Annotated in this window: 25 protein-coding genes; 23 read left to right on the top strand and 2 right to left on the bottom strand. The window is 60.3% G+C overall.

The window, feature by feature from the left end; genetic code table 11:
* Positions 1 to 40: 40 nt before the first annotated feature.
* Both YUU_RS0100505 and YUU_RS49735 read left to right on the top strand, forming a co-directional pair.
* On the top strand, positions 41 to 1,150 hold the full coding sequence (locus YUU_RS0100505) for an alcohol dehydrogenase catalytic domain-containing protein (protein ID WP_027520583.1): 1,110 nt from the start codon (positions 41 to 43) through the stop codon (positions 1,148 to 1,150).
* A 122-nt stretch (positions 1,151 to 1,272) separates the two neighbouring features.
* Complete coding sequence (locus tag YUU_RS49735) at positions 1,273 to 1,701, top strand: cupin domain-containing protein (protein WP_245287910.1); 429 nt, start codon at positions 1,273 to 1,275, stop codon at positions 1,699 to 1,701.
* A gap of 291 nt (positions 1,702 to 1,992) precedes the next feature.
* Here YUU_RS49735 and YUU_RS0100495 read toward each other — a convergent pair whose 3' ends face one another.
* The gene (locus tag YUU_RS0100495; RefSeq protein WP_027520582.1) at positions 1,993 to 2,931 is read right to left on the bottom strand and encodes a LysR family transcriptional regulator; all 939 of its coding nucleotides are present in this window, start codon (positions 2,929 to 2,931) and stop codon (positions 1,993 to 1,995) included.
* 125 nt (positions 2,932 to 3,056) lie between these two features.
* Between YUU_RS0100495 and YUU_RS49730 the strand changes: the two genes are divergently transcribed.
* From YUU_RS49730 to YUU_RS0100480, 3 genes are all read left to right on the top strand, one after another.
* Positions 3,057 to 4,097: an LLM class flavin-dependent oxidoreductase gene (locus YUU_RS49730; protein WP_051389549.1), complete on the top strand. Its 1,041-nt coding sequence runs from the start codon at positions 3,057 to 3,059 to the stop codon at positions 4,095 to 4,097.
* 17 nt (positions 4,098 to 4,114) lie between these two features.
* Positions 4,115 to 4,894, top strand: a complete 780-nt coding sequence (locus YUU_RS0100485; protein ID WP_156944022.1) for an alpha/beta fold hydrolase — start codon at positions 4,115 to 4,117, stop codon at positions 4,892 to 4,894.
* Between the two features lie 84 nt (positions 4,895 to 4,978).
* Positions 4,979 to 5,950, top strand: coding sequence for a tripartite tricarboxylate transporter substrate binding protein (locus YUU_RS0100480; protein WP_027520580.1), 972 nt, complete (start codon positions 4,979 to 4,981; stop codon positions 5,948 to 5,950).
* Positions 5,951 to 6,170: 220 nt separating this feature from the next.
* On the opposite strand, the gene YUU_RS49725 is transcribed toward YUU_RS0100480, so the two are convergent.
* Positions 6,171 to 6,836: a TetR/AcrR family transcriptional regulator gene (locus YUU_RS49725; RefSeq protein WP_051389548.1), complete on the bottom strand. Its 666-nt coding sequence runs from the start codon at positions 6,834 to 6,836 to the stop codon at positions 6,171 to 6,173.
* 168 nt (positions 6,837 to 7,004) lie between these two features.
* Here YUU_RS49725 and YUU_RS0100465 point away from each other — a divergent pair, with 168 nt between their 5' ends.
* The 18 genes from YUU_RS0100465 to YUU_RS49710 all read left to right on the top strand — a co-directional run bounded on the left by YUU_RS0100465 (position 7,005) and on the right by YUU_RS49710 (position 25,199).
* The gene (locus YUU_RS0100465; RefSeq protein WP_027520579.1) at positions 7,005 to 8,201 is read left to right on the top strand and encodes an acyl-CoA dehydrogenase family protein; all 1,197 of its coding nucleotides are present in this window, start codon (positions 7,005 to 7,007) and stop codon (positions 8,199 to 8,201) included.
* Positions 8,202 to 8,212: 11 nt separating this feature from the next.
* Entirely contained in the window at positions 8,213 to 8,785 is a 573-nt protein-coding gene (locus tag YUU_RS49720) for a flavin reductase family protein (RefSeq protein ID WP_051389547.1), read from the top strand.
* 37 nt (positions 8,786 to 8,822) lie between these two features.
* Positions 8,823 to 10,100 carry an ABC transporter substrate-binding protein gene (locus YUU_RS0100455; RefSeq protein ID WP_027520578.1) on the top strand — a complete coding sequence of 426 codons (1,278 nt, stop codon included), beginning with the start codon at positions 8,823 to 8,825 and terminating at the stop codon, positions 10,098 to 10,100.
* A gap of 48 nt (positions 10,101 to 10,148) precedes the next feature.
* Positions 10,149 to 10,868: an ABC transporter ATP-binding protein gene (locus YUU_RS0100450; protein WP_027520577.1), complete on the top strand. Its 720-nt coding sequence runs from the start codon at positions 10,149 to 10,151 to the stop codon at positions 10,866 to 10,868.
* Positions 10,861 to 11,565, top strand: a complete 705-nt coding sequence (locus tag YUU_RS0100445) for an ABC transporter ATP-binding protein (RefSeq protein ID WP_027520576.1) — start codon at positions 10,861 to 10,863, stop codon at positions 11,563 to 11,565. Before YUU_RS0100450 ends, YUU_RS0100445 begins: the two co-directional genes overlap by 8 nt.
* A 3-nt stretch (positions 11,566 to 11,568) precedes the next feature.
* Positions 11,569 to 12,435, top strand: coding sequence for a branched-chain amino acid ABC transporter permease (locus YUU_RS0100440; RefSeq protein WP_027520575.1), 867 nt, complete (start codon positions 11,569 to 11,571; stop codon positions 12,433 to 12,435).
* The gene (locus tag YUU_RS49715; RefSeq protein ID WP_063621644.1) at positions 12,435 to 13,523 is read left to right on the top strand and encodes a branched-chain amino acid ABC transporter permease; all 1,089 of its coding nucleotides are present in this window, start codon (positions 12,435 to 12,437) and stop codon (positions 13,521 to 13,523) included. The genes YUU_RS0100440 and YUU_RS49715 overlap by 1 nt, the downstream gene beginning before the upstream one ends.
* Positions 13,468 to 13,791 carry a Dabb family protein gene (locus YUU_RS0100430; protein ID WP_027520574.1) on the top strand — a complete coding sequence of 108 codons (324 nt, stop codon included), beginning with the start codon at positions 13,468 to 13,470 and terminating at the stop codon, positions 13,789 to 13,791. Before YUU_RS49715 ends, YUU_RS0100430 begins: the two co-directional genes overlap by 56 nt.
* Positions 13,792 to 13,831: 40 nt before the next feature.
* The gene (locus YUU_RS0100425; protein ID WP_027520573.1) at positions 13,832 to 14,716 is read left to right on the top strand and encodes an intradiol ring-cleavage dioxygenase; all 885 of its coding nucleotides are present in this window, start codon (positions 13,832 to 13,834) and stop codon (positions 14,714 to 14,716) included.
* A 327-nt stretch (positions 14,717 to 15,043) separates the two neighbouring features.
* Entirely contained in the window at positions 15,044 to 16,258 is a 1,215-nt protein-coding gene (locus tag YUU_RS0100420) for an ABC transporter substrate-binding protein (RefSeq protein ID WP_027520572.1), read from the top strand.
* A 15-nt stretch (positions 16,259 to 16,273) separates the two neighbouring features.
* Positions 16,274 to 17,269 (top strand): zinc-dependent alcohol dehydrogenase family protein, encoded by a 996-nt coding sequence (locus YUU_RS0100415; RefSeq protein WP_245287909.1) that lies wholly within the window; start codon positions 16,274 to 16,276, stop codon positions 17,267 to 17,269.
* A gap of 46 nt (positions 17,270 to 17,315) precedes the next feature.
* Positions 17,316 to 18,647, top strand: coding sequence for an ABC transporter substrate-binding protein (locus YUU_RS0100410; protein ID WP_035660687.1), 1,332 nt, complete (start codon positions 17,316 to 17,318; stop codon positions 18,645 to 18,647).
* 107 nt (positions 18,648 to 18,754) lie between these two features.
* Complete coding sequence (locus tag YUU_RS0100405; RefSeq protein WP_027520569.1) at positions 18,755 to 20,551, top strand: CocE/NonD family hydrolase; 1,797 nt, start codon at positions 18,755 to 18,757, stop codon at positions 20,549 to 20,551.
* 70 nt (positions 20,552 to 20,621) lie between these two features.
* A complete protein-coding gene (locus YUU_RS0100400) occupies positions 20,622 to 21,719 on the top strand; it encodes an NAD(P)-dependent alcohol dehydrogenase (protein ID WP_027520568.1) in 1,098 nt (365 codons plus the stop codon).
* Positions 21,720 to 21,851: 132 nt separating this feature from the next.
* Positions 21,852 to 22,550, top strand: coding sequence for an ABC transporter ATP-binding protein (locus YUU_RS0100395; RefSeq protein ID WP_371260463.1), 699 nt, complete (start codon positions 21,852 to 21,854; stop codon positions 22,548 to 22,550).
* Complete coding sequence (locus tag YUU_RS0100390; protein WP_027520566.1) at positions 22,547 to 23,266, top strand: ABC transporter ATP-binding protein; 720 nt, start codon at positions 22,547 to 22,549, stop codon at positions 23,264 to 23,266. Before YUU_RS0100395 ends, YUU_RS0100390 begins: the two co-directional genes overlap by 4 nt.
* On the top strand, positions 23,263 to 24,168 hold the full coding sequence (locus YUU_RS0100385; RefSeq protein WP_027520565.1) for a branched-chain amino acid ABC transporter permease: 906 nt from the start codon (positions 23,263 to 23,265) through the stop codon (positions 24,166 to 24,168). Before YUU_RS0100390 ends, YUU_RS0100385 begins: the two co-directional genes overlap by 4 nt.
* A complete protein-coding gene (locus YUU_RS49710; protein ID WP_051389546.1) occupies positions 24,165 to 25,199 on the top strand; it encodes a branched-chain amino acid ABC transporter permease in 1,035 nt (344 codons plus the stop codon). Before YUU_RS0100385 ends, YUU_RS49710 begins: the two co-directional genes overlap by 4 nt.
* Positions 25,200 to 25,235 lie beyond the last annotated feature (36 nt).

The raw sequence follows: 25,235 nt of genomic DNA, 5'->3' as shown, positions 1-25,235 counted from the left end.
GTTCTAGCAACCGTCACAGACCATCAAGGAAGGAGACCACATGGCCACAATGAAAGCCGCTCGGCTACATCAAATCGGCACTACCTTTTCGATCGATGAGATAGCAGTTCCGAAACCGCGCCCTAACGACGTTCTGGTTAAAGTGAGAGCGTGCGGCATCATCCCGAACATGAAGAATGTCATGGCGCACTATGCTGAGTGGTTTCCCTTCCTTCCGCTTCCGCCATTGCCGGCCATCTACGGTTTGGACGCATCCGGAGAGGTCGTCGAGGTCGGCACTCAGGTGAAATCCGTCAAGGTCGGAGACCGGGTGTACGTCAATCCCGGCACGTCCTGTGGGTCTTGCCACGCTTGCCGCTGCGGGCAACCCATCAACTGCGACGCCTATACGTTCCTCGGCTATTTCGGCTTCGGTCCGCGCTCGAGCGAAGTCTTCGTCGACTATCCTTACGCGGGGTTCGCCGAATACATGACGGCGCCGGCTTCGTCGCTGGTAAAGCTTCCCTCGTCGGTGTCGTATGAGGCCGCCGCCCGCCTCGGATATCTGGGAACAGCCTACTCCGCGCTGCGCAAGGCGGACGCTCGCGCAGGAACGAGCGTCATCGTCAGCGGTGCGACCGGCACGCTCGGGCTAGGAGCGGTCGTTCTTGCGTTGGGAATGGGCGTCACAAAGATCTTCGGCGTAGCGCGGGACAAGAAGCTGCTCGAACGCTTGCGCGCAATCGCGCCCTCGCGGATCCATGTGCTGTCGGCCGGCGACCGCCCGCTGGATGAGTGGGTGCGCGAGCACACCGACGGCTTGGGAGCCGACATATTCATCGACGCCGTGGGGCCGGGCGCTCCCAGCTCCACGTCGCTCGCGGGCATCAACGCGTTGAGACGTGGCGGACGGATGGTAGACATCGGCGGGATGGCCGAGCCCCTGCCGTTGGAGATGTTCAGGCTGATGTGCTTCCAGATCAGCGTGATCGGCTCGCTCTGGTTCGACGTCGCGGAAGGCCAGGACATGGTCGAGATGGCGGCGGCCGGAACCTTGGATCTCTCCGTCTTCGAGCACGAGCGCTACCCGCTCAAGGACATCTCGAAGGCACTCGAAGCGGTCGATCGCAGGACCGGCGGCTTCAGCAATGTCGTGATCGTCCACGAATAGGGAGGGGAAATCACATGACGCGCCTGATTGTTACCTCACACCGCAATGGGAAATCTTCCGTCGGATCGGAGCAATAGATTCCCGCAAGGCCTTTCGCATCGGTGCCGGGGTTCGATACCACCTTGCTTTGGGGCACGGCCCCGAAACCATCAGTTCCCTGGGATGGAGGCAATGTCGCCGAGGGCCGCAATAGCGTGCTGCCCGACGTCGGCGAGACGCGCCTGATGAAGGTCACCTTTCCCCCGGACTCTGTGATGATGTCGTCCGACTTCGATCCCGCCGCCGCCGGTGCCGAGTACATGTCTCGTCTACCGGGGCTTGCCGAGCGGTTCGAGCCCGAAAGCCCGGGTATGCACACCACCGACAGCGTCGACTATGGCATCCTCCTGGAAGGGGAGATCTCGCTCGAACTGGACGATGGAGAAACGGTCGCACTCAAGGCAGGCGACGTTGTGGTCCAGAACGGCACGCGGCATGCCTGGCGAAATCCGGGCACGAAGCCAGCAACGCTAATCTTCGTTCTTATTGGTGCGCGCCGGTCCAACGCATAGGATTGGATTGCCGATGTGGATCACGCTGCGAGAAGGAGCAGATGGCTTGTCTCGAATCGAATGAAGTACAAAATTCCCTTCGGCGGCTGTGCGAGCGAACTTGCAGCGTCTCTCTAGACACACCGCAATGGCGCTGTGCGCTCTCAGCGTTCGGCCACGGCCGCCGGAGACGATGATATAGCTGTCATCGTCGATCGCGTAGGCGTCTCTTGGCTTGCTTAATTATCATGCCTTCAAGAGACGTCGTGGTCTGCGGAGAACTGAGAATTACTGGATGCTCCGCAAGACTTTCTATAAAATTCTCATTTGTGCCGCCGGCGTTCGATCGATTTCGGATGCAACATTGACGATGATCTCGCGTAGCCACACCACCGCAGGATCCATGTGAAACGACGCCGGCCATTGCAGGGCTTCGCGAAACGCGGGTATAGGCACCGGTGCGCGCAACAGTTTCAGCGGAAAGCTTCGTGCGAAGATCGTTGCGAGCCGGCGGTGCATCGTGGCGATGCGCTCTGTCCCGATCACCATCGCGGCCATCGCCGTGAAGTTTGGTGCAATGACCTCGATCCTACGCCTGTAGCCCAGTTGGACGAGTGCGCGCTCGTCGAAGGAGGGCCCGCGAATGGGCCTGAGCTGAGCCGCGACGTGTCCAAGCCGAAGATAGCGGCTGAGCGAGATAGAGCGCCCGATCTGTTGATTTCCAGTCCAGGCGACGCAGCAAAAATCGTCGGAAAACAGAGGTTGGCTCGGGTGTCCTTCGATCAGGCTTATATCAGGAATAACCACGAAATCGACCTCGCCGCGCTGTAGTTGGTCATCCACTCGGTCGCTGAACGGAAGAATTTCTAAGCAAATGCGGGGGGCAATACGATAGACGTGCTTCATCACGGCATGCATCAACACGATGCTCGCATAATCGGATACGACTAGTCGAAACCGCCGCTCTGAATTCGCCGGATCAAATTTCGGAGGCGAGATCAAATTGGAACGAATTCGCAGCAGGATTTCCCGCGTTGGCTTCTCCAGCGATTGCGCCAAAGGCGTCGGCACCAGCTTGCGCTGTGAGATCGTGAAGATCTCGTCGTTGAAATACTGACGCAGTCGTCCAATGGCGGCGCTCATGGCCGGCTGGCTGAGATGAAGGCGCCGGCTGGCCGCCATGACGCTGCGCTCTTCAAGGATCGCATCGAGCGCGATCAGAAGGTTGAGGTCAAGTCCCTCGAACCGCATGGGATGACATCCAAATGGTGAATATCACAGATTAATACAATCGATTTTTCAAATCTCAAAATCCCATTGAGAATGCCTCTCAAGAAGTAGCCAGCCAACAAGGCTCGCGCGCGGGAGGAACAACCTTGATCAAGCCGTGGATATTCGAGTTCATGCAGGCGCCGGCACCAGGCGAGGGGACGTCGTTGCCCGATGCCGTGAGCGCTGCGTTCAACGAAAGCTACGCGTTTTGGCTCGAGGCCGAGCGGTTGGGATTCGAGGGAATTTTCTTCAGCGAGCATCATTTCGGCCTCTCCTTGAGCCCGTCTCCCAATCTCCTGATCTCGGCAATCGCTCGTCAAACGAACCGGCTCCGTCTCGGGACCATGGGCAACGTCGTTCCCTTCTACGAGCCGTGGCGCCTGTTCGAAGAGCTGGCGATGCTCGACCACCTGACCGGCGGGCGCCTCGAGATCGGCTTCGCGGCAGGCGTACCACAGGAGCTTGCGCGGATCGGCTTGAGCGTGGAAGTGGCGCGCGAGCGATTCAACGAGGCCCTCGACATCATCGATGCGGCTTTGGTGAACCCCGTCGTTAACCACAGCGGAAAGTATTGGAAGCTCGAAAACCTGACCCTGATGCCGGGCGTCTTCCGGCAGCCGTCGCCGCCGAAATGGACGACGGTTGTCAGCACCGGCTCGGCGCAGAAGTCCGCGCAAAGAAGATCCAAAATCTGTACCGGCTTCGAGTCCGTTGCACGCGTCTCGGAAATATTCGACGCATATCGAAACGAGTGCGCCCGGCTGGGATTGCCGGCGAGCCCCGATCAACTCGCCATCCGGCGCAACATCTCGATTTCACGCGATGCCGCTGCGGCTCGGGCGGAATCGGAGGCTGCAAAGGCGATCACCCGGAAAGTTGTGGCCGGCGATCCGCGCGTCGTCGAGCGGTCGTCCTTGTTGCTCGATGTTCCGAAAGCCGGCGCCGGGTTTTCGTTGCATGACGACGACTATATCGCGGGCACACCGTCACAGGTCGCCGAACAGATCATCGAGCAGTGCCGCAGGACCGGCGCGGGTCATCTGCTCGCAATGCTGGGAAGGGCGGCCTCGCCGCAGCGCCGCGAGTTGCTGACCCTATTCAGCGAGGAAGTCATTCCGCAGATGCGCCGTGCGCAGATCGCTTGACCGGCGAGGACATCAACGTGACGTTGGAAACGATCAGGCGCGATATCGACGGCGTCGATACGGTGATCAAAGTCATCGGGCATGGTCCCGCCGTGTTGTCACTCCACGGCGCGGCAACAATCGAGGGACATGAATGGGCCCGCGGTCTGGCTGACAGGTTCCGGGTCTATCTGCCGTTTCACCCCGGCTTCGGTGAAAGCGGGCCTGCGCCTCATGTCTGTGGCATGCAGGACATGGTCGTTCACTATCTGCGGCTCATCGCAGCGCTCGACCTGGACCGGCCGCACCTCGTCGGACACTCGATGGGCGGATGGATGGCGGCGGAAATGGCTGCCGTCGCCGGTGAACGCTTCAACCGTCTGGTGCTCAATGCGCCTGCCGGCCTCAACCACCCTGATTATCCCAGTACCGACGTCAGCAAGCTCGCGCCCCAGGATGTCCCGCTGTACCTGGCTCATCGCAGCGAGATTGCCGCCAGATACTTTCCCGGAGGTTCACTTGCTCCTCCCGCGGAGCAATTCATTGCTGCGAGAGCGAAGGAGGGCGAAGCGCTCGGCAACATTCGCAAGGCTCATGGCATGGGACATCCAAATCTCCGGAGGTGGTTGAGCCGGATTCCCAACGAGACGCTCATCATCTGGGGTGACAAGGACAGGATCGCGCTGGTCGGCCAGGCCGAGCTCTGGGCGAAAGAGATGGCGCACGCGCGCATCCATATCGTGCGCGATGTCGGGCATTTCGCGATGCAGGAGGATCCGACCTGCGTCACGGCGATTGGCGACTTCCTCGCCGGCTGAGGGCGCGGCGGTCATGCGACACGGCAATCCCGGCGACAGATAGGGAGCCAGGAACCTTCCAAAAGCAAACGAGGGAGAGAAATCATGAGGGGCATTGTTATCGCGCTCGCATTTGCAGCGAGCTTGATGTCGACCGCGTTGGCGCAGACACCGCCCTGGCCAACTCGCCCGGTGCGCCTCGTCGTCAACTTTCCGCCGGGAGGCGCGGCCGACCTGCTTGCACGTTTGATCGGCCAGTCGCTCGGCGAGAGTTTTGACCAGCCGGTGATCGTCGAGAACAAGGCCGGCGCCAATGGAAATCTCGGCGGCGAAGCAGTGGCCCGGTCCACACCGGATGGCTACACCCTGCTGATGTCGTCGGGCAGCATGGTCGCGATCAATCCGCACATCTATGCCACCATGCCTTTCGACCCGGCGAAGGATATCGTCCCCGTCGCCGCCGTCGCGCGCGTCCCGTTCTATCTCGTCGTCCGCGCCGACAATCCGGCGCAGGATTTTGGCGCATTCATCGCCGACCTGAAGGCCAATCCGGGCAAGCGCAACTTCGGTTCGCCCGGTGTCGGCAGCTCGCCGCATCTTGCGACCGAACTGCTCAAGAAGATGACCGGCACGGATGCCGTTCACGTGCCCTATCGTGGCGCAGCGCCTGCGCTCAATGATTTGCTTGCCGGCCAGATCGACTTCCTGTTCGACCCCGGCATCGCCATCGAGCATGTAAAAGCCGGCAGGCTGCGCGCCATTGCCATCGGCAGCCCACAACGTGCGCCTCAACTGCCCAATGTGCCGACGTTGGAGGAGCTCGGCCTTGCCGGCTTCGATGCGGACGCGGTCTTCGGCATTTACGCGCCGGCGGGAATACCACGCGATATCGTCACGCGCCTGAACACAGAGGTGAACCGGGCGCTCGCAACTGACGCATTGCAAGAGCGCATCATGGCGGTCGGAAATATCCCCGCGTCCATGTCGTCCGAAGCGTTCGGCGAACGGGCGCGCGATGACTCCAGGCGGTTTGGGACCATCATTCGGGAGCGCGGAATCACCGCCGGCAACAACTAGAGCTGGCCGTCCCCTTCAAAGACTTTGCCGAGGATTGCATGGCCGAATACGACCTCGATGGCTGGAAAGCGCCTGATCTCACCGATCCCGGCGAGCTCAGCTATCACATATTGAAGCGGTGACCCACATGCCGGAGCAACTCACAAACTGCTCTGGCACCGCTGCTCGCGGCGACTTCCGGGACAATTCGTTTCGTCTAAGGACGCCAACTGGCCGGAAGTCACGCACCAGTACGGCGCGCAGGTGGGCGCTCTTTCGGCAAAGCCGGACGAGGACGCGCGGCGAGTTCGATGGCTTCCGCTTCTCCAATTCCGGTCGCGCACAGCAGCCGTACGACAGTCTCCTGGATCACCGACGGCGGAAGATCGCCGTGGGTCACCGCAAGACTGACGCCGACGATAGAGTAGGTCGCCATCTTCCACGTGAGTGGCCCGTCAGCGACCTTGAACCTTCCTGCTTTCGTGGCGTTCTCGAGGTCGCGAATTGCAAAGGGGCCCATGCAACGAAACATTGCGTCCGCAATGACCTCTGCACGATTGAGCAGCTGCTTCCAGCGGATGTCGCCTGTCGCCGCTTCCATGACCGTGCGAACGCCGAAGGCATAGACCTGCGCCGGGTCGGAGAACGTGTCGGTGACCGCCTCGATACGAAGCGCAAGGTTGTGCATGACGCGCTCCATCACGGCGATGGCAAGTTCGTCCTTCGATTTGAAATAGTTGTAGACGGTGCCGGCTCCGACGTCGGCGAAATCGGCGATCTCCTGCATCGTCGCGGCATCAATGCCCTTTTCCGACATGACGCGGTAGCCCGCATCCACCAGCGCTTCGCGATTGCGAAGCTGGCGCTGGGCGACGCGCCCCTTTGGCTTTTCCCTCAGCAAGTCCAAGAAAAATCTCCTTTAGACTCAAAGGAATATGGCGGTATTCCCCTCGAAAGTCAATTTCGAGCAACGTTCGAATTCGAATTTCAGACGATTAAGAGCAAGAATCATGATTGACACATGTTCAAAACTGAATGACATTCATTTTAAACATATGTCTTTGGGAGGACGATCATGAACATGCACTCGCCTGCGCGAATGGCCGAGGCTGACGTAAAGCGCATTGCCGAAGGTCTGCTTCCCGAATTACGCACACGCGCACTTCTCGCCGAGGAGATGCGAAAGGTGCCCGCCGAAAACATCGAGCTCCTCAAGAAGAGCGGTCTGCTGCAGACGATCCAGGCTGCGGTGTGCGGTGGACAAGAGCTCAGCATGCGCGCGCATGTCGACGTCATCTCCACAATTGCGCAAGGCTGTAACGCGACGGCCTGGGTGCTCGGCGTCTATCAGGCGCACAGCTGGATGCTTGGTCACTTCAACGAGCAAGCGCAGCGTGATGTCTACGGCGATACCGGCGAGCAGGCCGTTGCGGCCGTGATCGGGCCGCGCGGCAGGGCGACCCGTAAGGCTGATGGCAGCTATGTTATGAGCGGATTCTGGCCGTTCGCGTCCGGCAACGCTGCGGCGGACTGGCTGCTCCTCGGCAGCGAGATTTTCGACGACCAGGGAAACAAACTTGACGAAGGCGACCTGCTTGTCCCCAAGCGCGAACTTGAAGTGCTGGACGACTGGTTCGTTGCTGGCCTGCAGGGCACAGGAAGTTGCTCAGTCAAATGCACCAACCTTGCAATTCCATCGCATCGCTTCCTGTCATTGACCGCGCTGCTGGAAAACCAGACGACGCCCTACACCGATCCGAACGCGCCGAACGTGTTCAAGTCGCAGGCGGGGCCAGTTCTGGGCCTCTGCATTGCCAGCGGAGCGACTGGCGTTGCGAGGGCTGCGCTGGAGGAATTCCTGAAAGTCGTGCCGGGCAAGAAGGTCATGTATACGGCCCACATTTCGCACGAATGGCAACCGCTTCAGCGCGTCCTCGGCGAAGCCGCCTCGAAGATCCACGCTGCCGAGCTCGTGCTCTATCGCATTGCCGACGACATCGACGAATACGCGAAGCGCGGCGAGAAGATGCCGATGAGTGTCCGCGGCCGCATCCGCATGGACATTGCGCTCGTGCCAAAGCTTTGCCGTGACGCGATCTTTGATCTCCTCACGATCGGCGGCGCTTCGGGCCTTTCTCTGAGGAGCCCGATTCAGCGGGCAGCGCGTAATCTTCAGGCAACCTGCATGCACGGCTTCCTGCTCTATGACTCCGGTGCGGAAATCTACGGCAAGATCTTGCTGGGCCTCGATCCCGGCACCCCTGTGATCTGAAGGAAACAACCATGCCCTTGCAGCATCCCGCAGTCGACGTCCGCGAGTTGCAGCCGGTGGCCAGTCAGCACTTCGTCCAGGCGATGGGACAGCACGTCTCGTCGGTCTGCGTGATCACGACGTCGTATGGCGGACGTGACTTCGGACTCACGGCAACGGCCGTCAGCTCGGTATGCGCTTCGCCGCCGCGCCTTCTGGTTTGCGTCAACAAGACCGGCATGACGCAGGACAAGATCGCAGCTGCCGGCGTGTTTTGCGTCAATGTGCTCACCGAGGAACAGGAGCAGATCGCCAAGGGCTTCGCAGGCATGCTCGGAAAGGACTTCGACAAGTTCTCCCTCGGCGCCTGGTCGACCCTTGCGACCGGTAGCCCCGTGCTGAACGGAGCATCTGCGTCGTTTGATTGCAAACTCGTCAGCGATCTCGATCAATTTTCCCACTCCATCTTCATAGGCGAGGTGGTGGGCGTCTCCACGTATTCCGGACAGGACGCGCTGCTCTACGGCGCGCGTCGCTTCCGGGCGCTGCGGAAGGTGTTCAGCGCCGCCAATTCGGCTGATCTGGAAGGCCTTCACTTCTGGTGAAGGAAACAAAAACTGAAAAATGCGTAGGGAGGGAAAAATGACAAAACGGACCGGAATCAATCGACGTAAAGTCATCAAAGGGGCGTCGGCACTCCTGGCCATGCCGGCGCTGTTCAAAGTCACTCAGGCATCGGCGCAGACGCCGGTCTTCAAGATCGGATACGTTTCGCCGCAAACCGGTCCGCTCGCAGGCTTCGCAGAGGCGGACGGCTACATCCTGAGTGGAGTGAGAAAGGCCCTTGCCGGAATTAAGAGCAACGGCAAGCCGGTCGACGTCACGATCGTCGCGAAGGACTCTCAGTCGAGCTCGAACCGTGCGGCCGAAGTTGCAACCGAGCTGATCGAGAAGGACAAGGTCAATCTGCTGCTCGCGACCGGGGCGCCTGACAATACCAATCCGGTAGCCGATCAGGCCGAGCTGAGTGAGGTGCCGTGCGTTACCTCGATTTCTCCCTGGCAGCCCTATTTCTTTGGCCGCAATGGCGATCCCGCCAAGGGCTTCAAGTGGACGTATCACTTCTTCTGGGGCCTCGAGGACGTGATTGCGAACTATCTCGGCGTTTGGAAGCAGACCGGATTGAAGCCTGGAAAGATTGGTGGGCTCTTTCCTAACGATGCCGATGGCAACGCCTGGGGAGATAAGGAGCGCGGCTTTGCTAAGCCGCTCGCGGCTGCCGGCTATTCGATTGTCGACCCCGGTCGCTATCAGGTCATAAACAACGATTTCACGGCCCAGATCACGGCCTTCAAGGAGGCCGGATGCGAGATCGTGACCGGCAACATGATCCCGCCGGATTTCGCCACGTTCTGGTCGCAAGCAGCACAGCAGGGCTTCAAGCCGAAGGTCGTCACGATCGGCAAGGCACTTCTTTTCCCGTCCGTGATCGAATCTCTCGGCGATCGCGGCGACGGTCTGACGACCGAAATCTGGTGGTCGCCCAGCCATCCGTTCACGTCGAGCCTCACCGGAGAGTCGGCCAAGGTCATTGCCGACGGATTTACCACGGCCAGCGGCAAGCAATGGACACAGCCGATCGGCTTTAACCACGCTCTGTTCGAAGTGGCCGCTGACGTGATCAAGCGGACGGCCGACCTCTCGGACTCTAACGCGGTGCTCGACGCCATCGTCAAGACCAACCTCAATACTGTGGTCGGTCCGATCGCCTGGAAGGGGCAACCCGTCAAAAATGTCGTTCGCACCCCGCTCGTCGGTGGTCAGTGGCAGAAGATCAACGGCCGTAGCGAGCTGATCATCACCTACAACGGCGAGGCGCCCCAGATCCCTGTGGGCGGCAAGCTCAAGTTAATCGGTTAATCCTGCAAACAATGGGCGGCGGGCGAAGAGCCCGCCGGATCATCGTCGATGGCGCTGCTTTCGATCAAAAATCTCTGCAAGCGATTTGGTGCGCTGGTCGTCACCGATGACCTCTCTTTCGACGTGAACGAAGGGGAGATCATCGGTATTCTCGGTCCGAATGGGGCAGGGAAGACTACGCTCTTCAACCTGATCGCGGGGACCATCCGCTCAGACGCGGGCGAAATCCTGTTCAACGGCACAAACGTCGCCGGGACGGGCGTCGCCGAGCGTTGCAGGCTCGGCATCTCGCGATCGTTCCAGGTGCCGCATCCGTTCGCCGGCATGTCGGTCTTTGAGAACGTGCTGGTTGGGGCAACTTTCGGCCGGTCGGGCGATGACCGCTTCGAGTATGCTCTTCGAGCGCTCGACGTCGCCGGGCTGAAGCAAAAGGCCAATCTTCTGGCCGGATCGCTTCCCTTGCTTGATCGAAAGCGCCTGGAGATGGCCCGCGCGCTGGCGACTGAACCTCGCCTTCTCTTGCTGGACGAAATCGCCGGCGGCCTGACGGAGCGCGAATGTCACGAGCTTCTCTCGGCTATCCGCGACGTCCATTCGGCAGGTGTCACGATCGTCTGGATCGAACACGTCGTTCACGCCTTGCTGTCGGTTGCCGAACGGCTGGTCGTCATGAATTTCGGAAGGCTGATCGCCGACGGCAAGCCGGATGACGTGATGAAGAGCCGGGAGGTGAAGTCCATCTACCTCGGGGAGGACGTCAATGTCTGACGTCCTGCTGGAAATCAGGGATCTCGATGCTTTCTATGGCGATGCGCAAGCCCTGTTTTTGCTGTCGCTGGCATTGAAGCGAGGTGAGATGCTCGCGCTGATCGGTGCAAACGGTGCTGGAAAGAGCACCTTGCTCAAGTCGATTGCCGGTCTGGTCGCGAACAAGCGGGGCGAGATCAAGTTCCAGGGGCGGAGCATTGTGCGACGCCATGCCTTCGAAATCGTGGCGGAGGGGATCGCCTTGGTCCCCGAGGGACGAAAGCTGTTCACGTCGCTCTCGGTCGAGGAAAATCTCCGGCTCGGCGGCAAGGTGCGGCGGTCCGGAAACTGGAGCCTCGATGCGATCTACGAGTTGTTTCCGGTACTGAAAGACAAGCGGAACGTGCCGGCAACCCTGCTGTCTGGTGGCCAGCAGCAGATGGTCGCAATAGGCCGCGCATTGATGTCGAACCCGGAACTGCTGTTGATCGATGAGTTGAGCCTCGGCCTCGCGCCGCTCGTCATCAAGGACATCTACGATCTGTTGCCGAAGATCGTCCAGAACGGGCTCTCGGCAATCCTGGTCGAGCAGGACGTGACACGCGCGCTTCGTGTGGCAAGCCGGTTCATGTGCATTCTCGAAGGCCGCGTCTCGCTGGAGGGAAAGCCTGCCGACTTTAGTCGCGATCAAGTCACTGCAGCCTATTTCGGGACCTGAACGATGGATTGGGTCAACGGCATCGTGCAGGGCGTGCTCGTCGGCGGGCTGTTTGCTCTGTTCGCCACAGGGCTGTCGCTCATCTTCGGCGTGATGCGTATCGTGAACATTGCGCATGGCGATATGATCATCGCGTGCGCCTATCTCGCCTTCACGATCATACAATTGTCCGGTCTGCATCCGCTCGTCAGCCTGCTGATCGTCATCCCGATCGCGAGCCTTGTTGGCTATCTGCTGCAGACCGCCATCCTCAACCGGACGCTCGGCAAGGATATCCTGCCACCGCTGCTCGTTACGTTCGGGCTGTCGATCATCGTTCAAAACGGGCTGCTCGAGGTCTATAGCGCCGATAGCCGCAGACTCGCTGCAGGCCCGATCGAAACAGGAAGCTTCCCCTTGGCCCGCGGGATCGACATCGGATACCTGCCGCTCCTGACATTTTTGACGGCGGTCGTCGTCGTTGCCGGTCTCCAGTTCGTGTTCTACCGGACCGAGATTGGTCGGTCCTTTCGCGCAGTGTCCGACGATCCGGAGACGTCGCAGCTGATGGGTCTGGACAACCGCAAGGTCTACGGTCTTGCCATGGCACTCTGCCTCGCCGTGGTCGCGATCGCCGGCGTGTTCCTGGCGACCCGATCGAACTTCGATCCCTTCATGGGGCCCAGCCGACTGATCTTCGGTTTCGAGGCGGTGATCATCGGCGGCCTTGGAAATCTGTGGGGTACGCTGGTCGGCGGTGTCATCCTAGGTGTCGCGCAGGCGATCGGTGCGCAGATCGATCCGGGATGGCAACTGCTGGCCGGACACATCGCATTCCTCGTCATCCTCGCCATCAGGCCTGAGGGCCTGTTTCCAAGGGGGGCGCGGTGATGCAAGAGGTGACCCGCGCAACGGCGGCAAGCCGTTTCGCTCTCGCTAGTGCCATTGTGCTCGTGATGGTGCTTGCCGCCGCTCCCTATTGGGGATCGACAGCCAGCCTGCGCTTGCTCGGCGAGATCATGGTGTATCTTGCTCTCGCAAGTCTCTGGAATTTGCTCGCTGGCTTCACGGGGCTCGTCTCGATCGGACAGCAGGCCTATGTCGGCTTCGGCGGCTACATGCTGTTCACGATCTGCATCTCTCTTGGATGGAACCCGCTTTATGCAATCCCGATCGCGGCTCTCGTCGCCGCGCCGATATCTGCGCTGGTGGCCGTGCTCGTCTTTCGGCTGAACGGCGCCTATTTCGCGATCGGTACCTGGGTCGTTGCCGAGGTGTTTCGTCTGGGGTTCGCACAAATGTCGTCGCTGGGCGGAGGATCCGGGCTCAGTCTGCCGATTACGGTGATGAGGGAGATGGCGAGCACCAAAGCTGAGCGGGAGGCCCTGATCTATTGGGCTGCGCTTTTACTCGGTACCGGCTCGATTACGATCGTCTATCTCCTGCTTCGCTCCCGAATCGGACTGGCCCTCACTGCGATCCGCGACAGCGAAGTTGCGTCGTCTAGCCTCGGTGTGTCCATCACGCGCGTGAAGCTGCTGGTCTATGTCGCTGTCGCCGCCGCGACCGCGATGGTCGGCGCTCTCGTCTTTATGCAGAAATTGCGAATTGCACCTAACGCTGCGTTCAGTGTGACCGACTGGACTGCCTTCGTCATCTTCATGGTGGTCATTGGGGGTATCGGAACGATCGAGGGGCCGATCATCGGGACACTGCTCTACTTCGTCCTGCGGCAATTCTTGGCGGACTTCGGCTCCATCTACCTCATCGTGCTCGGTGGCTTGGCCATCTTGGTCATGATGGTCGCCCCACAGGGAATTTGGGGCTTCGTAGCCAATCGCTGGGGTCTATCGCTGTTCCCAGTCGGATATCGCGTGAAGTTGCAGGCCATGCCTGCATACAACAATGGGAAGGAAAACGAGTATGTCGGGCGCAATCAGGCACATCGTGATGTGGCGGCTGCGCGGCGAAACCGCTGACGAGCGGACTGCCGCGCGGACCAAAGTCAAAACCCTGTTCGAGGGTCTAAGGGGGCTTATCGACGGGCTCACCCATATTGAAGTCGGCGTTGATGTCAGCGATGTCGACTATGCCTGCGACGTCGTCCTGTTTTCTGAGTTTCGGGACAGCACCGCGCTCCAGGCGTATGCGACCCATCCCGAGCATCTGCGGGTGCGCGAGGCACTCGGTGACCTGCGCATAGGCCGCTTTCAAGTCGATTATCCAATCAAGCAAGCCGGCATCTGACCGGTTAATTTCGTGCGAGAGCAGAGTTGACGGAGGTCTCATGCGTAACTTCAACGAGAACACCATCACGGATGCCGTATTGGAGCGCATCAAAGGTGCGTCCGATCCCCGGATCAAACAGGTGAGCGAGGCGCTGGTCCGCCATCTGCACGCCTTCGTGCGTGAAATCCGCCCGACACAGAAGGAGTGGGAATTCGGTATCGAATTTCTGACCCGGACCGGCCATATGTGCGACGACAAGCGGCAGGAGTTCATTCTGTTGTCGGATACGCTTGGCGTCTCCATGCTGGTTGACGCAATCAACCATCCGACCTCGGAAGGCGCAACCGAGACGACGGTCCTGGGCCCGTTCTTCGTTCAAGCGGCGCCCGAGAAGCAGAATGGCGACGACATCTCGGGGATCATGGAGGGCGATCCTCTCCTTGTCACCGGCTCGGTCGCGACCGTCGACGGCCGGCCGCTTCCAGGTGCCGTGGTGGATGTCTGGCACTCTGACGACGACGGCTATTATGACGTTCAACAGCTCGACAAGATCGGCGACCTCGCCATGCGCGCGCGCTTCCGGGCTGACGACAAGGGGCGCTTTCACTTCTGGTCCATCAAGCCGGCGCCTTATCCGATCCCTCACGACGGCCCGGTCGGGGACATGCTGGAAGCGCAGGGGCGGCATCCCTGGCGTCCGGCCCACGTGCATTTCATGATTTCTGCTCCTGGCTTCGAGCAGCTCGTGACGCACGTTTTCGTGGCCGGCGACAAGTATCTCGACTCCGACGTGGTATTCGGCGTGAAAGACAGCTTGATCCGTACATTCGAGCGATGTCCGCCCGGCAAGGCCCAGGACGGCCGCGCGACGGACAAGGAGTACTTTCATCTCAACTATCATTTCGGGCTTAAGCAGATGCCAAATGGCGCTCGCCGTGTCTGATCAGGACGACCGACGAGAGAGAGAAGGTGAGCACCGGCAGTCGCGCTGATCGGCCTCACCAAATGCAGTCTACTCGAATATCGCTACGGATGGGCGTGACTGCTCAGCCGCGGAAGGCGCTGTCGCGCGATCAATAAGCGAATGTCCGTACGGATTTTGCGACTGGCAAAAACAGCGCTTGCAATGATTTCGTAAATATAATTAGTTTTCGAAAATCGGTCCTGGGACGATCCGTCTCGCGGACTGACTCGAGGTCGCGGTGCTGACGAGTGTCGGTCGCTGGTCGAACTGAAACCGACATCGGGAATATCGAGGGAGAAACACTTCATGCGAACGTTCGCCGCCGCGGCATTGACCGGTTTAGCTTTGGCTACCCAGATCGCTGCCGCGCACGCGCAGATTTCCGACGACGTGGTCAAGATCGGCGTCTTGACGGACATGTCGGGCGTCTATTCCGACTCCACCGGCAAGGGCTCACTGGTCGCGGTCCAGATGGCCGTCGGCGACTACGGTGGGAAGGTGGCGGGAAGGCCGATCGAAGTCATCTCGGCCGATCACCTCAACAAGCCCGATGTCGGCATGAACATCGCGCGCAATTGGTATGACAACGAGAAGGTGGATTCGATCTTCGACGTCCCAACCTCATCGGTCGCGCTACCGATCTCGGCCTTAACGCGTGAGAAGAACAGGATTCATATCAACTCCGGCGGAGGCAGTTCTGACATCACCGGTGTGGCCTGCTCTCCGAACACGGTGCACTGGACGTTCGATACCTATGCCGCCGCAAACGTCGCAGGAAAGGCGATGGTGGCGCGTGGGGAAGACACGTGGTTTTTTGTCACGGCGGACTACGCATTTGGGCAAGCGCTTGAGCGTGACACCGCCAACGTCGTGAAGTCGAGCGGGGGCAAGGTGCTCGGAGCCGTGCGGCACCCGCTCAATACGCCAGACTTCTCGTCCTTCCTGCTTCAGGCGCAAGCGTCAAAAGCTAAGGTAATTGGGCTCGCGAATGGCGGCTCCGATACCACGAACTCTCTGAAGCAGGCGGTCGAATTCGGCATTACGCAAGGTGGGCAGAAGATCATCGCGCTGTTGCAAGAGATCAACGACACCCACGCTCTCGGGGTCAAGGCCGCGCAGGGGCTCATCGTGTCGGGTGGCTTCTACTGGGACACGGATGACGGCACGCGCGCCTTCTCGAAGCGGTTCTTCGAGAAGGTCGGTCACATGCCGACCATGATGCAGGCAGGGCTCTATTCCGCGACCATGCATTACCTCAAGGCGATCGAGGCGACCGGTTCTGACGAGGCGACGAAGGTGATGGAGAAGATGCGAGCAACTCCGATCAACGACTTCTTTGCCAGGAACGGCCACATCCGCATCGACGGCCGAATGGTCCACGACATGTATCTGTACGAAGTCAAGAAGCCGAACGAATCGAAGGGCGAGTGGGATCTCTACAACGTCATTGCGACCGTTCCCGGCGACGAGGCGTTCCGTCCGTTGGCCGACGGCGGGTGCCCGCTCGTGAAGCAGAACTGAGTGCGGATGGCGCGAATGATGAAACAGGTCCTTGTTCATAAGCCAGGCGGGCCGGAAAGCCTGGACTATGTCGATGCACCAATTCCGTCGCCGGGACCGGGGCAGGTCCAGATCCGTGCAGAGGCCTACGGTGTCGGTCATCCCGACGTGCTCATTCGGACTGGCGTCTACAAATGGATGCCACCACTTCCTGCAAACCCCGGCAACGAGCTTGCCGGTAGGATCACTGCGGTCGGCGCTGGGGTAACCGAAGTCTCTGTCGGGACGAAGGTGCTGCTAACCGCGCGAGACCTCAGCATGCGCGGAGGATGCTACGCGGAATACGTCGTGGTGCCTGCGGACGCCGTGCATGTTCTTCCGGAAGATGTCGATGTCGAGACCGCCGTGTGTCTTACAAACTACCAGGCGGCGCATGCGCTGTTGCAGGAATGCCTGCATCCGAGAGCACCCAAGACCCTGCTTGTCGTCGGGGCAGCCGGTGGCGTCGGGACCGCACTCGTGCAGCTTGGCAAACGTGCCGGCATGACCGTGATCGGTACGGTAAGCACCGACGAGAAAGCGGCGTTCGCGCGGTCGAACGGCGCCGATCACGTCATCTTCTATCGCCGCGAAGACGTCGTAGCCCGCACGAAAGGGCTCGCGGGTGAGCGGGGTGTTGGGCTCGTTCTGGATCATGTCAGCGGACCCGAGTTCACGAGCTATCTGGGCGTCCTGGGCAAATGGGGCACGCTTGTTACCTACAACGCGTTTGCCGGCCTGCCCGAGGAGAACCTGATCCGCGCCATGCGAGGTCACATGGGCGTGTGTCCGTCCGTGCGGTGCTTCTCGTTTCACATCTATGACGATGACCGGGACGGTAGGCGTGCACTGATGACTGAGATGATTGGGGCGCTTGCCCGGGGCGAGATCAAGCCAGTCGTCGCGGCGAGATTTGCGCTGTCCGATGTGCGAAGCGCCCACGCTCTGCTCGACAGTGGAGGAGGGCTCGGAAAGATCATCATGAAGCCGTGAGACAGAAAGCCGAAGAACCAAAATTGTCAGGAGGGGAGAAACGTCCATGTCAGAACGATCACGTCAGAATAACTCAATCCGCAGCTCCGGAATCTCGCGGCGCAGCCTCTTGGTCGGCGCGTCGGCCGGTGCTGCGATGCTGCCGGCCGTTGGCGTGCGGAGAGCCTGGGCCGCAGATTCCGAAGCCGTGATCCGCATTGGCTTCGTAAGCCCGCGTACAGGCAATCTGGGCTTTTTCGGTCAGTGCGACGGCTATGTCCTCGACGAATGCCGGAAGGCGCTCGCATCGGGATGGAAGGTCGGTGACAAGACATATCGGGTCGAGATTATCGATCGCGATTCCCAGTCGGATCCGGCGCGTGCGGCTCAACTGGCAAAGGGGCTGATCTCGAACGAGAAAGTTGACCTGATGCTGGTGACCTCGACGCCCGAGGTGGTCAATCCCGTCGCCGATGCCTGCGAAGCAGCTGGCGTTCCGTGTCTGTCGACCGTGATGCCTTGGGAAGCCTGGTACTTCGGGCGCGGCGCAAAGCCTGGCCAGCCGTCTCCTTTCAAGTGGACGTATCACTTCAGCTTCGGCGGTGCTCAGTTCTCCGGAGCTTACATCAGCCGTTGGAAGATGATCCCGACAAACATGAAAGTCGGTGTCATGTATCCGAATGATGCGGATGGAAACGCCGTGCGGGGATTTCTGCCCGAGGCTTTTACCAAGGCCGGCTTCACCGTCATCGATCCGGGTCCGTTTGAAGACGGAACCACGGACTATTCGGCGCAGATTGCGCTGTTCAAGCGAGAGCGCTGCGAAATCATCAACGCGCTCGTACTGCCGCCGGACTTTGCGACCTTCTTGCGTCAGGCGGCCCAGCAGGGACTGACCAAGACCACCAAGATCATGGAAGCGGCCAAAGCGGCGGGCTCGCCAGTCGAGATCGAGGCGCTCGGTGCGTTGGGGATCAACGTATCGAACGTGGCGCCCTGGAATCCGGCGTTCCCGTACACGTCCCCTGTCACCAAATTGACGTCGCAGCAGATGGCGGACGGGTACGAGAAGGCGTCAAGCAAGCAGGTGACCATGCAGCTTGGCAGCAGCATGGCGGTCTTCGACGCCGGCCTGGAGGCGGTGAGATCAGCTGGAAATCCGCTCGACAAGGCCGCCCTGGCGAAGGCGATCAGCACGCTGAAGGCAACGACCACCGTTGGCGTCGTCGACTTCAACACGGGACCCATGCCGAACGTGATTGCGACGACGCCGCTCGTCGGGTCCCAGTTCCAGAAAGCCACGGCTGGCAGCAAGTTCAAGATCGCTCACGTCATCTGCGAGCACTCGAACGATCCAAACGTGCCGATCACCGGTGAGCAAATCGTCTACAACGGATGAGCATGCAGCGCTGGTGGCGCCTCAGGCGCCACCAGTCTCGCTGCGCGAAAAAAGATGACCCGTCGGGGAGTTCGCGCTCCCTGCACCAAGAAACTGAGGCATAGGCAATGACGGCCCCCGAAAAGATGTTTCCTTCCGGCAATCAGCCGCCGAGTGACTACGATCGTCCCGCGGACTTCAAGGCGCTGGTCTGCGACAAGGACGTGCAGGTCGCGATGCGCGACGGCGTCAATTTGGCGGTGGACATTTATCGGCCCGACGCGCCTGGCCCGTTTCCTGTACTGCTGGCTTTTGGAGTTCATTCAAAGGAATTCCAGGGTGATGAGTATCCCAAGACGTTTCCTCCTCAACCGTCCTGGTCGTCGCTCTGGATGGGGCACATGGAAGCCGGAGACACCGAGTATTTCGTCACGCGTGGCTACATCCACGTCGTGGCGCAGCCGCGGGGCTGGCTGAAATCCGGCGACGGTGGCTCGAGGGAATGGGACAGCTTCGATCTGATCGAATGGATCGCGAAGCAACCTTGGTGCGCCGACGGCAACGTTGGCATGATCGGAATCGGAGCCTTCGCGTCCGAGCAGTATCATGCCGCCCGCCAACAGCCGCCTCATTTGAAAGCCATCTTCCCGTATGATCCTCGCGGGGCATATGGCGTGCTGGGAGGTTTTCGCGAGGAATATCCGGGCGGCCTGATCCATTCCTTCCGATACGTCGGCGATCACGTCAGTACGATGCACACCGCTCGCGGCGCGCCAGGTCCGCTTTCGCCCGAACGCGAAGAGAACTGGCGGCTCGCGCTCCAGAATCCCGACTACAAGATGTATCCGTTCATACACAACGTGCTCGTGCAGAAGGGACAGACCTTTCCGCGATTCTTTGACACGCTGATCGATCCGTATGACTCAGAGGATGTCGTCAAGAAAGCCGAGGACGACTTCGAGAAGATCAACGTTCCGACGCATACCGGTGCTGCGTGGTACGGCTACACCTACAAGACGCACCTTTGCGGTGCCCAAACCTACTTCCAGAAGATCAAGGCGCCGAAGCGACTGACCCTGAATGGGCCAGCCCATCTCGATAGGCCGTTGCGCGCGCTCCGCGGTGATATGCTCCGTTGGTATGATCATTGGCTTCGCGACGTTGATACTGGCGTAATGGAAGAGCCTCCCGTCCGCTACTTCGTGAGCGGAGCGAACGAGTGGCGGAGCGGACAGGATTGGCCACTTCCCGAGACACAATGGACGAAGCTGTATCTCAACAGTTGGGAGCGCCTGACGGCCGAACCGTTCAAGTCGTCGAGCGTCGACGACTATATTCCGCCGGATCTCTTCGTTCAGATGCCGCCGACCCAGACGAACCGGATCGAGAAGCTCAGATTCCTTTCGGATCCGTTGCCGCATGATGTGTTGATCGCCGGGCCTAGCGTACTCAATCTGTTTGCCTCGATCGATCAGGACGACACCAACTGGATCATCAGCCTGAGAGATGTCGGCCCCGACCCGCACGTCCGAACGGCGCGGGAAGGCGAGCGCGAGATACGCGCCGATTTGCCGTCGCGCGAATTGACGCGAGGCTGGCTGAAGGCGTCGCATCGCGCGCTTGATCCGAGCCGGTCGAAGCCGTGGAAGCCCTGGCATCGGCTGACGCGTGAAGCGCAACGGCCGGTCGTGCCGGGCGAGATCAGCGAATACAACATCGAGCTTCTGTCGACTGCGAATTTATTTCGACGTGGTCATCGGATCTGCATTGAGATCGCCTGCCTTGATCTGGGAAGCGGCGTACTCGGCGCAACAAACGTCGAATACATCCCCTACCATTTGTGCAGGAGCACGCCGGTTCTTCATCGCATCTATCACGATCCGAAGCATCCGTCGCACGTGCTACTTCCGGTGATTCCGACGTGACGCGTCCAACGACACGTTGCGAACGCAATGCCTGCTTGAAAGTTACTGGGTCAAAAATGGAGTTCGGGACGTGAAAATCGAAGCCGCCGTCGCACGGTCGAAATTCGGGTCGCTGACGCTTGAAGCTCTCGAACTCGAGGAGCCGCGCGATGACGAAGTCCGTGTGCGGATGGTCGCGACGGGTGTCTGTCACACGGACGTCGCCGTGCGCGACGGCACCATCGTGCCCATGCCGCAACCGATGGTTCTCGGCCATGAGGGTGCAGGCATCGTGGAGAAGGTCGGCAAGAGCGTCGTCAAGGTGAAGGTCGGCGACCGTGTCATCCTGAGCGGAGATTCTTGCGGACATTGCCCCAGCTGCCAGGACAGTCTGCCCTGCTATTGTTATGAATTCTTTCCGCGAAACTTCGGTGGAGGACGGCTGGACGGAACCACGCCGCTCTCCAGGAGTGGAGAGAAGGTGCATACGTTCATGGGGCAGGGCTCATTTGCCAGCCACGCAGTCTGCCACGACCGCAACGTCGTCAAGGTCCGGGACAATGCGCCCCTGGAATTGTTGGGGCCGCTCGGATGCGGAGTCATCACCGGCGCTGGAGGCGTGATCAACTCGCTGAAGGTGGGGGTCGGCAAATCGATCGCTGTGTTTGGAACGGGATCGGTCGGCCTGAGTGCCATTATGGCTGCCAAGCTGATCGGCGCCGGCAAGATCATCGCGATCGACGTCCGCGATGAGCGGCTCGACCTGGCGCGGGAGCTTGGTGCCACGCATTGCATCAACGCGACGAAGCAGTCTGTTCCGGAGGCGATCAGCGCCATCTGCAGCGGCGGCGTCGATTTTACGTTTGAGACCACAGCCTCGATGTCGGTGCTGCGTCAGGCGATCGATGTGCTGGCCTTGCGGGGGACTTGCGGCTTCGTCGGCGGAGCGCCAGAGGATTCCGAGCTGACGTTCGTCACGTCTCACGTGATGAACGGCGGTCGGACGATCAGGGGCATCATTCTGGGAGATACTAATCCCGATGAATTCCTGCCGAAGCTCATCGAGCTACAGGCCCTAGGGCGCTTTCCGATCGAGAAGCTGATCACGTTCTACAAGTTCAAGGACGTCAATCAGGCCATTGAGGACTCGCTCGCAGGCCGGTGCGTGAAGCCCGTGCTGCTGTTCTGAAGCACACGAGCAACTCCGCTAGGAGAGGAGACGACTGCGTTGCTAGGCACGGTAGAGTCAGGGGAAGGGCGGCTTCCCGGACCGCAAATAGGCGCGGCCCACACGGAAGGCATCGTCCTGTCCGCGGAGGGCATCGTCAAGCGGTTCGGGGCCCTGACCGTGCTTGATAATGTCGCGTTCGCATTGTCCAGAGGTGAGGCTGTCGGCGTCGTCGGCCCCAACGGAGCGGGCAAGACGACATTGCTCAGCGTGTTGATGGGCGCGCTGGAGCCGACTGCCGGCTCTGTGCACTATCTCGGTCAGAACGTGACTCGATTGCCGGCGGCTGAGCGCTGCCGGGTCGGAATTGCGCGCACGCATCAGGTCCCAAAATCATTCAGCGGTATGACAGTTTTCGAGAATGCCCTGGTAGCTGCACAGCATGGTGGCGGCCACCGGGCCTCAGAAGCCTATGATCGGGTGGTCGAGACCTTGCGCCTCACCGGCATGCTCCGCGTGGCCAATCGCCGCGCGGAAACGCTGGGGTTGCTCGACCGCAAGCGGCTGGAGCTTGCCCGGGCGGTAGCAACCGATCCGAAAGTCTTGCTGCTCGATGAAATCGGCGGTGGGCTGACGGATGGGGAAGCCGGCGAGTTGGTCAGCACCATCAAGGTTCTCCGGGAACGTGGCATCGCCTTGGTGTGGATTGAGCACATCGTTCACGTGCTTGTTCAGGTAACCGAGAGGCTCGTATGCTTGGACAGCGGCAAGATCGTTGCTGACGGGAAACCTCGAGACGTGATGAAGCATCCCGACGTCGTGCGGGCCTATCTCGGGAGCGCAGTCGGATGACATTGCTGTCGGTCAGAGAACTCGAAGTTCGCCATGGTCTCTTGCGCGCCGTGCGCGGCGTATCGTTTGATGTTGCCCAGGGTGAGACCGTTGCCTTCGTTGGCGCCAACGGCGCCGGCAAGACGACCTTGCTGCGTGCGATTGCCGGCGCGCACCTCCCGCAGGCCGGCCGAATCAGCTTTGCGGGCGAGGATGTAACATCAGCGCCGTCGTATCGGAGGGCGCGTGCGGGAATTGCGCTCGTTCCGGAGGGCCGCCGGCTGTTTGGCGAGCTGTCTGTGACCGAGAATCTGCTTCTCGGTCTCTCTGCCGGCAATCGAGGTGCCTGGAACCTGGACGCAGTTCTGGAAGCCCTGCCGCAGCTCCAGCCGATCCGCCATGCGTTAGCTCGGAATCTTTCGGGCGGGCAACAGCAGGCCGTCGCCATCGGCCGCGCGCTGATGACGAACCCCAAGCTCCTGCTGCTCGATGAGATTTCCCTGGGGCTGTCGCCGGTCGCGGTTGATCTCGTCTATGCGGCGATCGCCAAGCTGATCGCGGCAGGCACGACGATCATCTTGGTCGAGCAGAAGCTCGATCGTGCGATGTCCGTCGCGGATCGGATGATCTGCATGCTGGAGGGGAGCGTTGTTCTCGAGGGAAAGACGAGCCAATTGACGCGAGACCAGATCACCGATGCCTATTTCGGCCTCGGCCAGGTAGGAGCGCATTCATGATCTGGGTTGAACAGATATTCCAGGGAATATTGCTTGGCGGGTACTACGCGCTGATTGCGTGCGGTCTTTCGTTCATGTTCAGCGTGATGGGGTTGGTCAATCTCGCACATGGCAGCTTTGCCATGCTCGCTGCCTTTGGGTTTTGGGCTCTGGCCGAATATGCCGGCCTGCCACCGACGATTGGCTGGACGGCGGTGTTCCCCGCAATGGCGCTTCTTGGTGTAGCGTTACAGCGTCTGGTTCTCGACCGGTCGGCTCGCTCGGGCTTTCTGATACCTGTCTTGGCGACCTTCGGTCTTTCGATCTGCATCGATAATCTCCTCTTCCAACAGTTTGGCGCCGATACGCGATCGCTGGCGCCGTTCATCGGGGATCTCTCCTACGATTCCTGGGAATTGGCCGATGGCGTGTTCGTGGGAAAGCTGGCCGTGTACATCTTCCTCGCCGCGGTCGGGCTATTGGGAGGCCTGCAGCTGTTCCTGTCGCGCACCCAGCTCGGTCGTGCAATTCGAGCGACTGCCATTGATAGGGATACGGTCGGCCTCCTAGGGATCGACGCGAACTGGATCAATATTTGCGCGACGGCGATCGCAATGGTGACGGTCAGCATCGCCGGGGCGGCCCTGGGCATGCGCGCCACGTTCGATCCATACGCGGGCACGCCGCAACTGATCTTCGCCTTCGAGGCTGCCGTAATCGGTGGCACCGGATCCCTTTGGGGCACGCTTCTGGGCGGCCTGACGCTCGGTATCGCTCAGAGCGTCGGCGCTCAAATCAGTCCGCAGGGATTTCTGATCGCAGGCCATGCGACGTTCCTGGTCGTCTTGGTCGCACGGACCTCGCTTGATCGCATCGCAGACGTCTGGCGCATCTTCAGCTTCGTTAGGACCAAGGCATCATGACAGACTCCGGACTTGTGGTGGCGCGGTGGACGCCGACGTCGGTAACGTTCACGGTCGCGGGCGTGGGGCTCCTGCTGGCCTTGTCATTTCTGCCGACCGTCGCCAGCCCGGCCACGCTCGACAGGATGACCACATTGTTTATCTATGTGATCCTCGCTGCGACCTGGAATGCACTTGCGGGCTATGGCGGTCTGGTTTCCATTGGCCAGCAGGCTTTTTTTGGTCTTGGCGCCTATGTCACGATTCGTCTTTCGAACGCCGGGGTTAACGTCTACACCGCTGTGGTCGTGGCTCCGCTGATTGTTGCTCTCTTTTCTTTGCCGCTGTCGTTGCCCATGCTGCGGCTGAAGACTAGCGAATTCGCGGTCGGTATGTGGGTCGTGGCTGAGCTGATCCATTTGCTCGTGAACCTTGATCCCTTGATCCAAGGTGAGACGGGCATCTCGCTGATCGCTCTCAATGCCTATACGGTTGACCAGCGGAACGCTTTGACGTTCTGGATCGCGCTTGCGGCAGTTGCGGCAGTTCTCGCCATCTTGTTCGTGTTGCTTCGATCCGCAACCGGAGCCGGCCTGCAGGCGATCAGAGACAACGAGGAAGCGGCGAATTCGGTCGGGGTGCGTGTCGTGACCGTCAAGCGCATCGTGTTCGTGTTCGCGGCCGCCGGCGCTGCAATCGCCGGTTCGCTCTGGCTTGCGACCGCGATTTCATTTCAGCCCAAGACCTATTTTAGCGCACAATGGACGTCTTACATGATCTTCATGGTGCTCGTCGGAGGGCTCGGCACCTTCGAAGGTGCTATCATCGGCGCCGTGATTTTTTACGCGATCGAGGCGGCCTTCGGGAGCATGGGCGTGTGGTACATGATCGGACTTGGCGCAGTTGCGCTGCTATTTTCGTTGTTCCTGCCAAGCGGGTTGTACGGAATCTTCGGAGCGCGAACGGGCGTGCAACTTCTCCCTGTTGGGTACTGGTTAAGGGACACCAAGTCGGAACCTGCAGTCGGTCAAGGAAAGGCTGCCGAAGCCTGAGCTGAGGCGTGATGGCTTAAGCCGCGATCAACAAAC

The organism is Bradyrhizobium sp. Ec3.3 (assembly GCF_000472925.1).
Taxonomy (GTDB): Bacteria; Pseudomonadota; Alphaproteobacteria; order Rhizobiales; family Xanthobacteraceae; genus Bradyrhizobium.
This window is presented reverse-complemented; position numbering and strand designations above follow the sequence as displayed.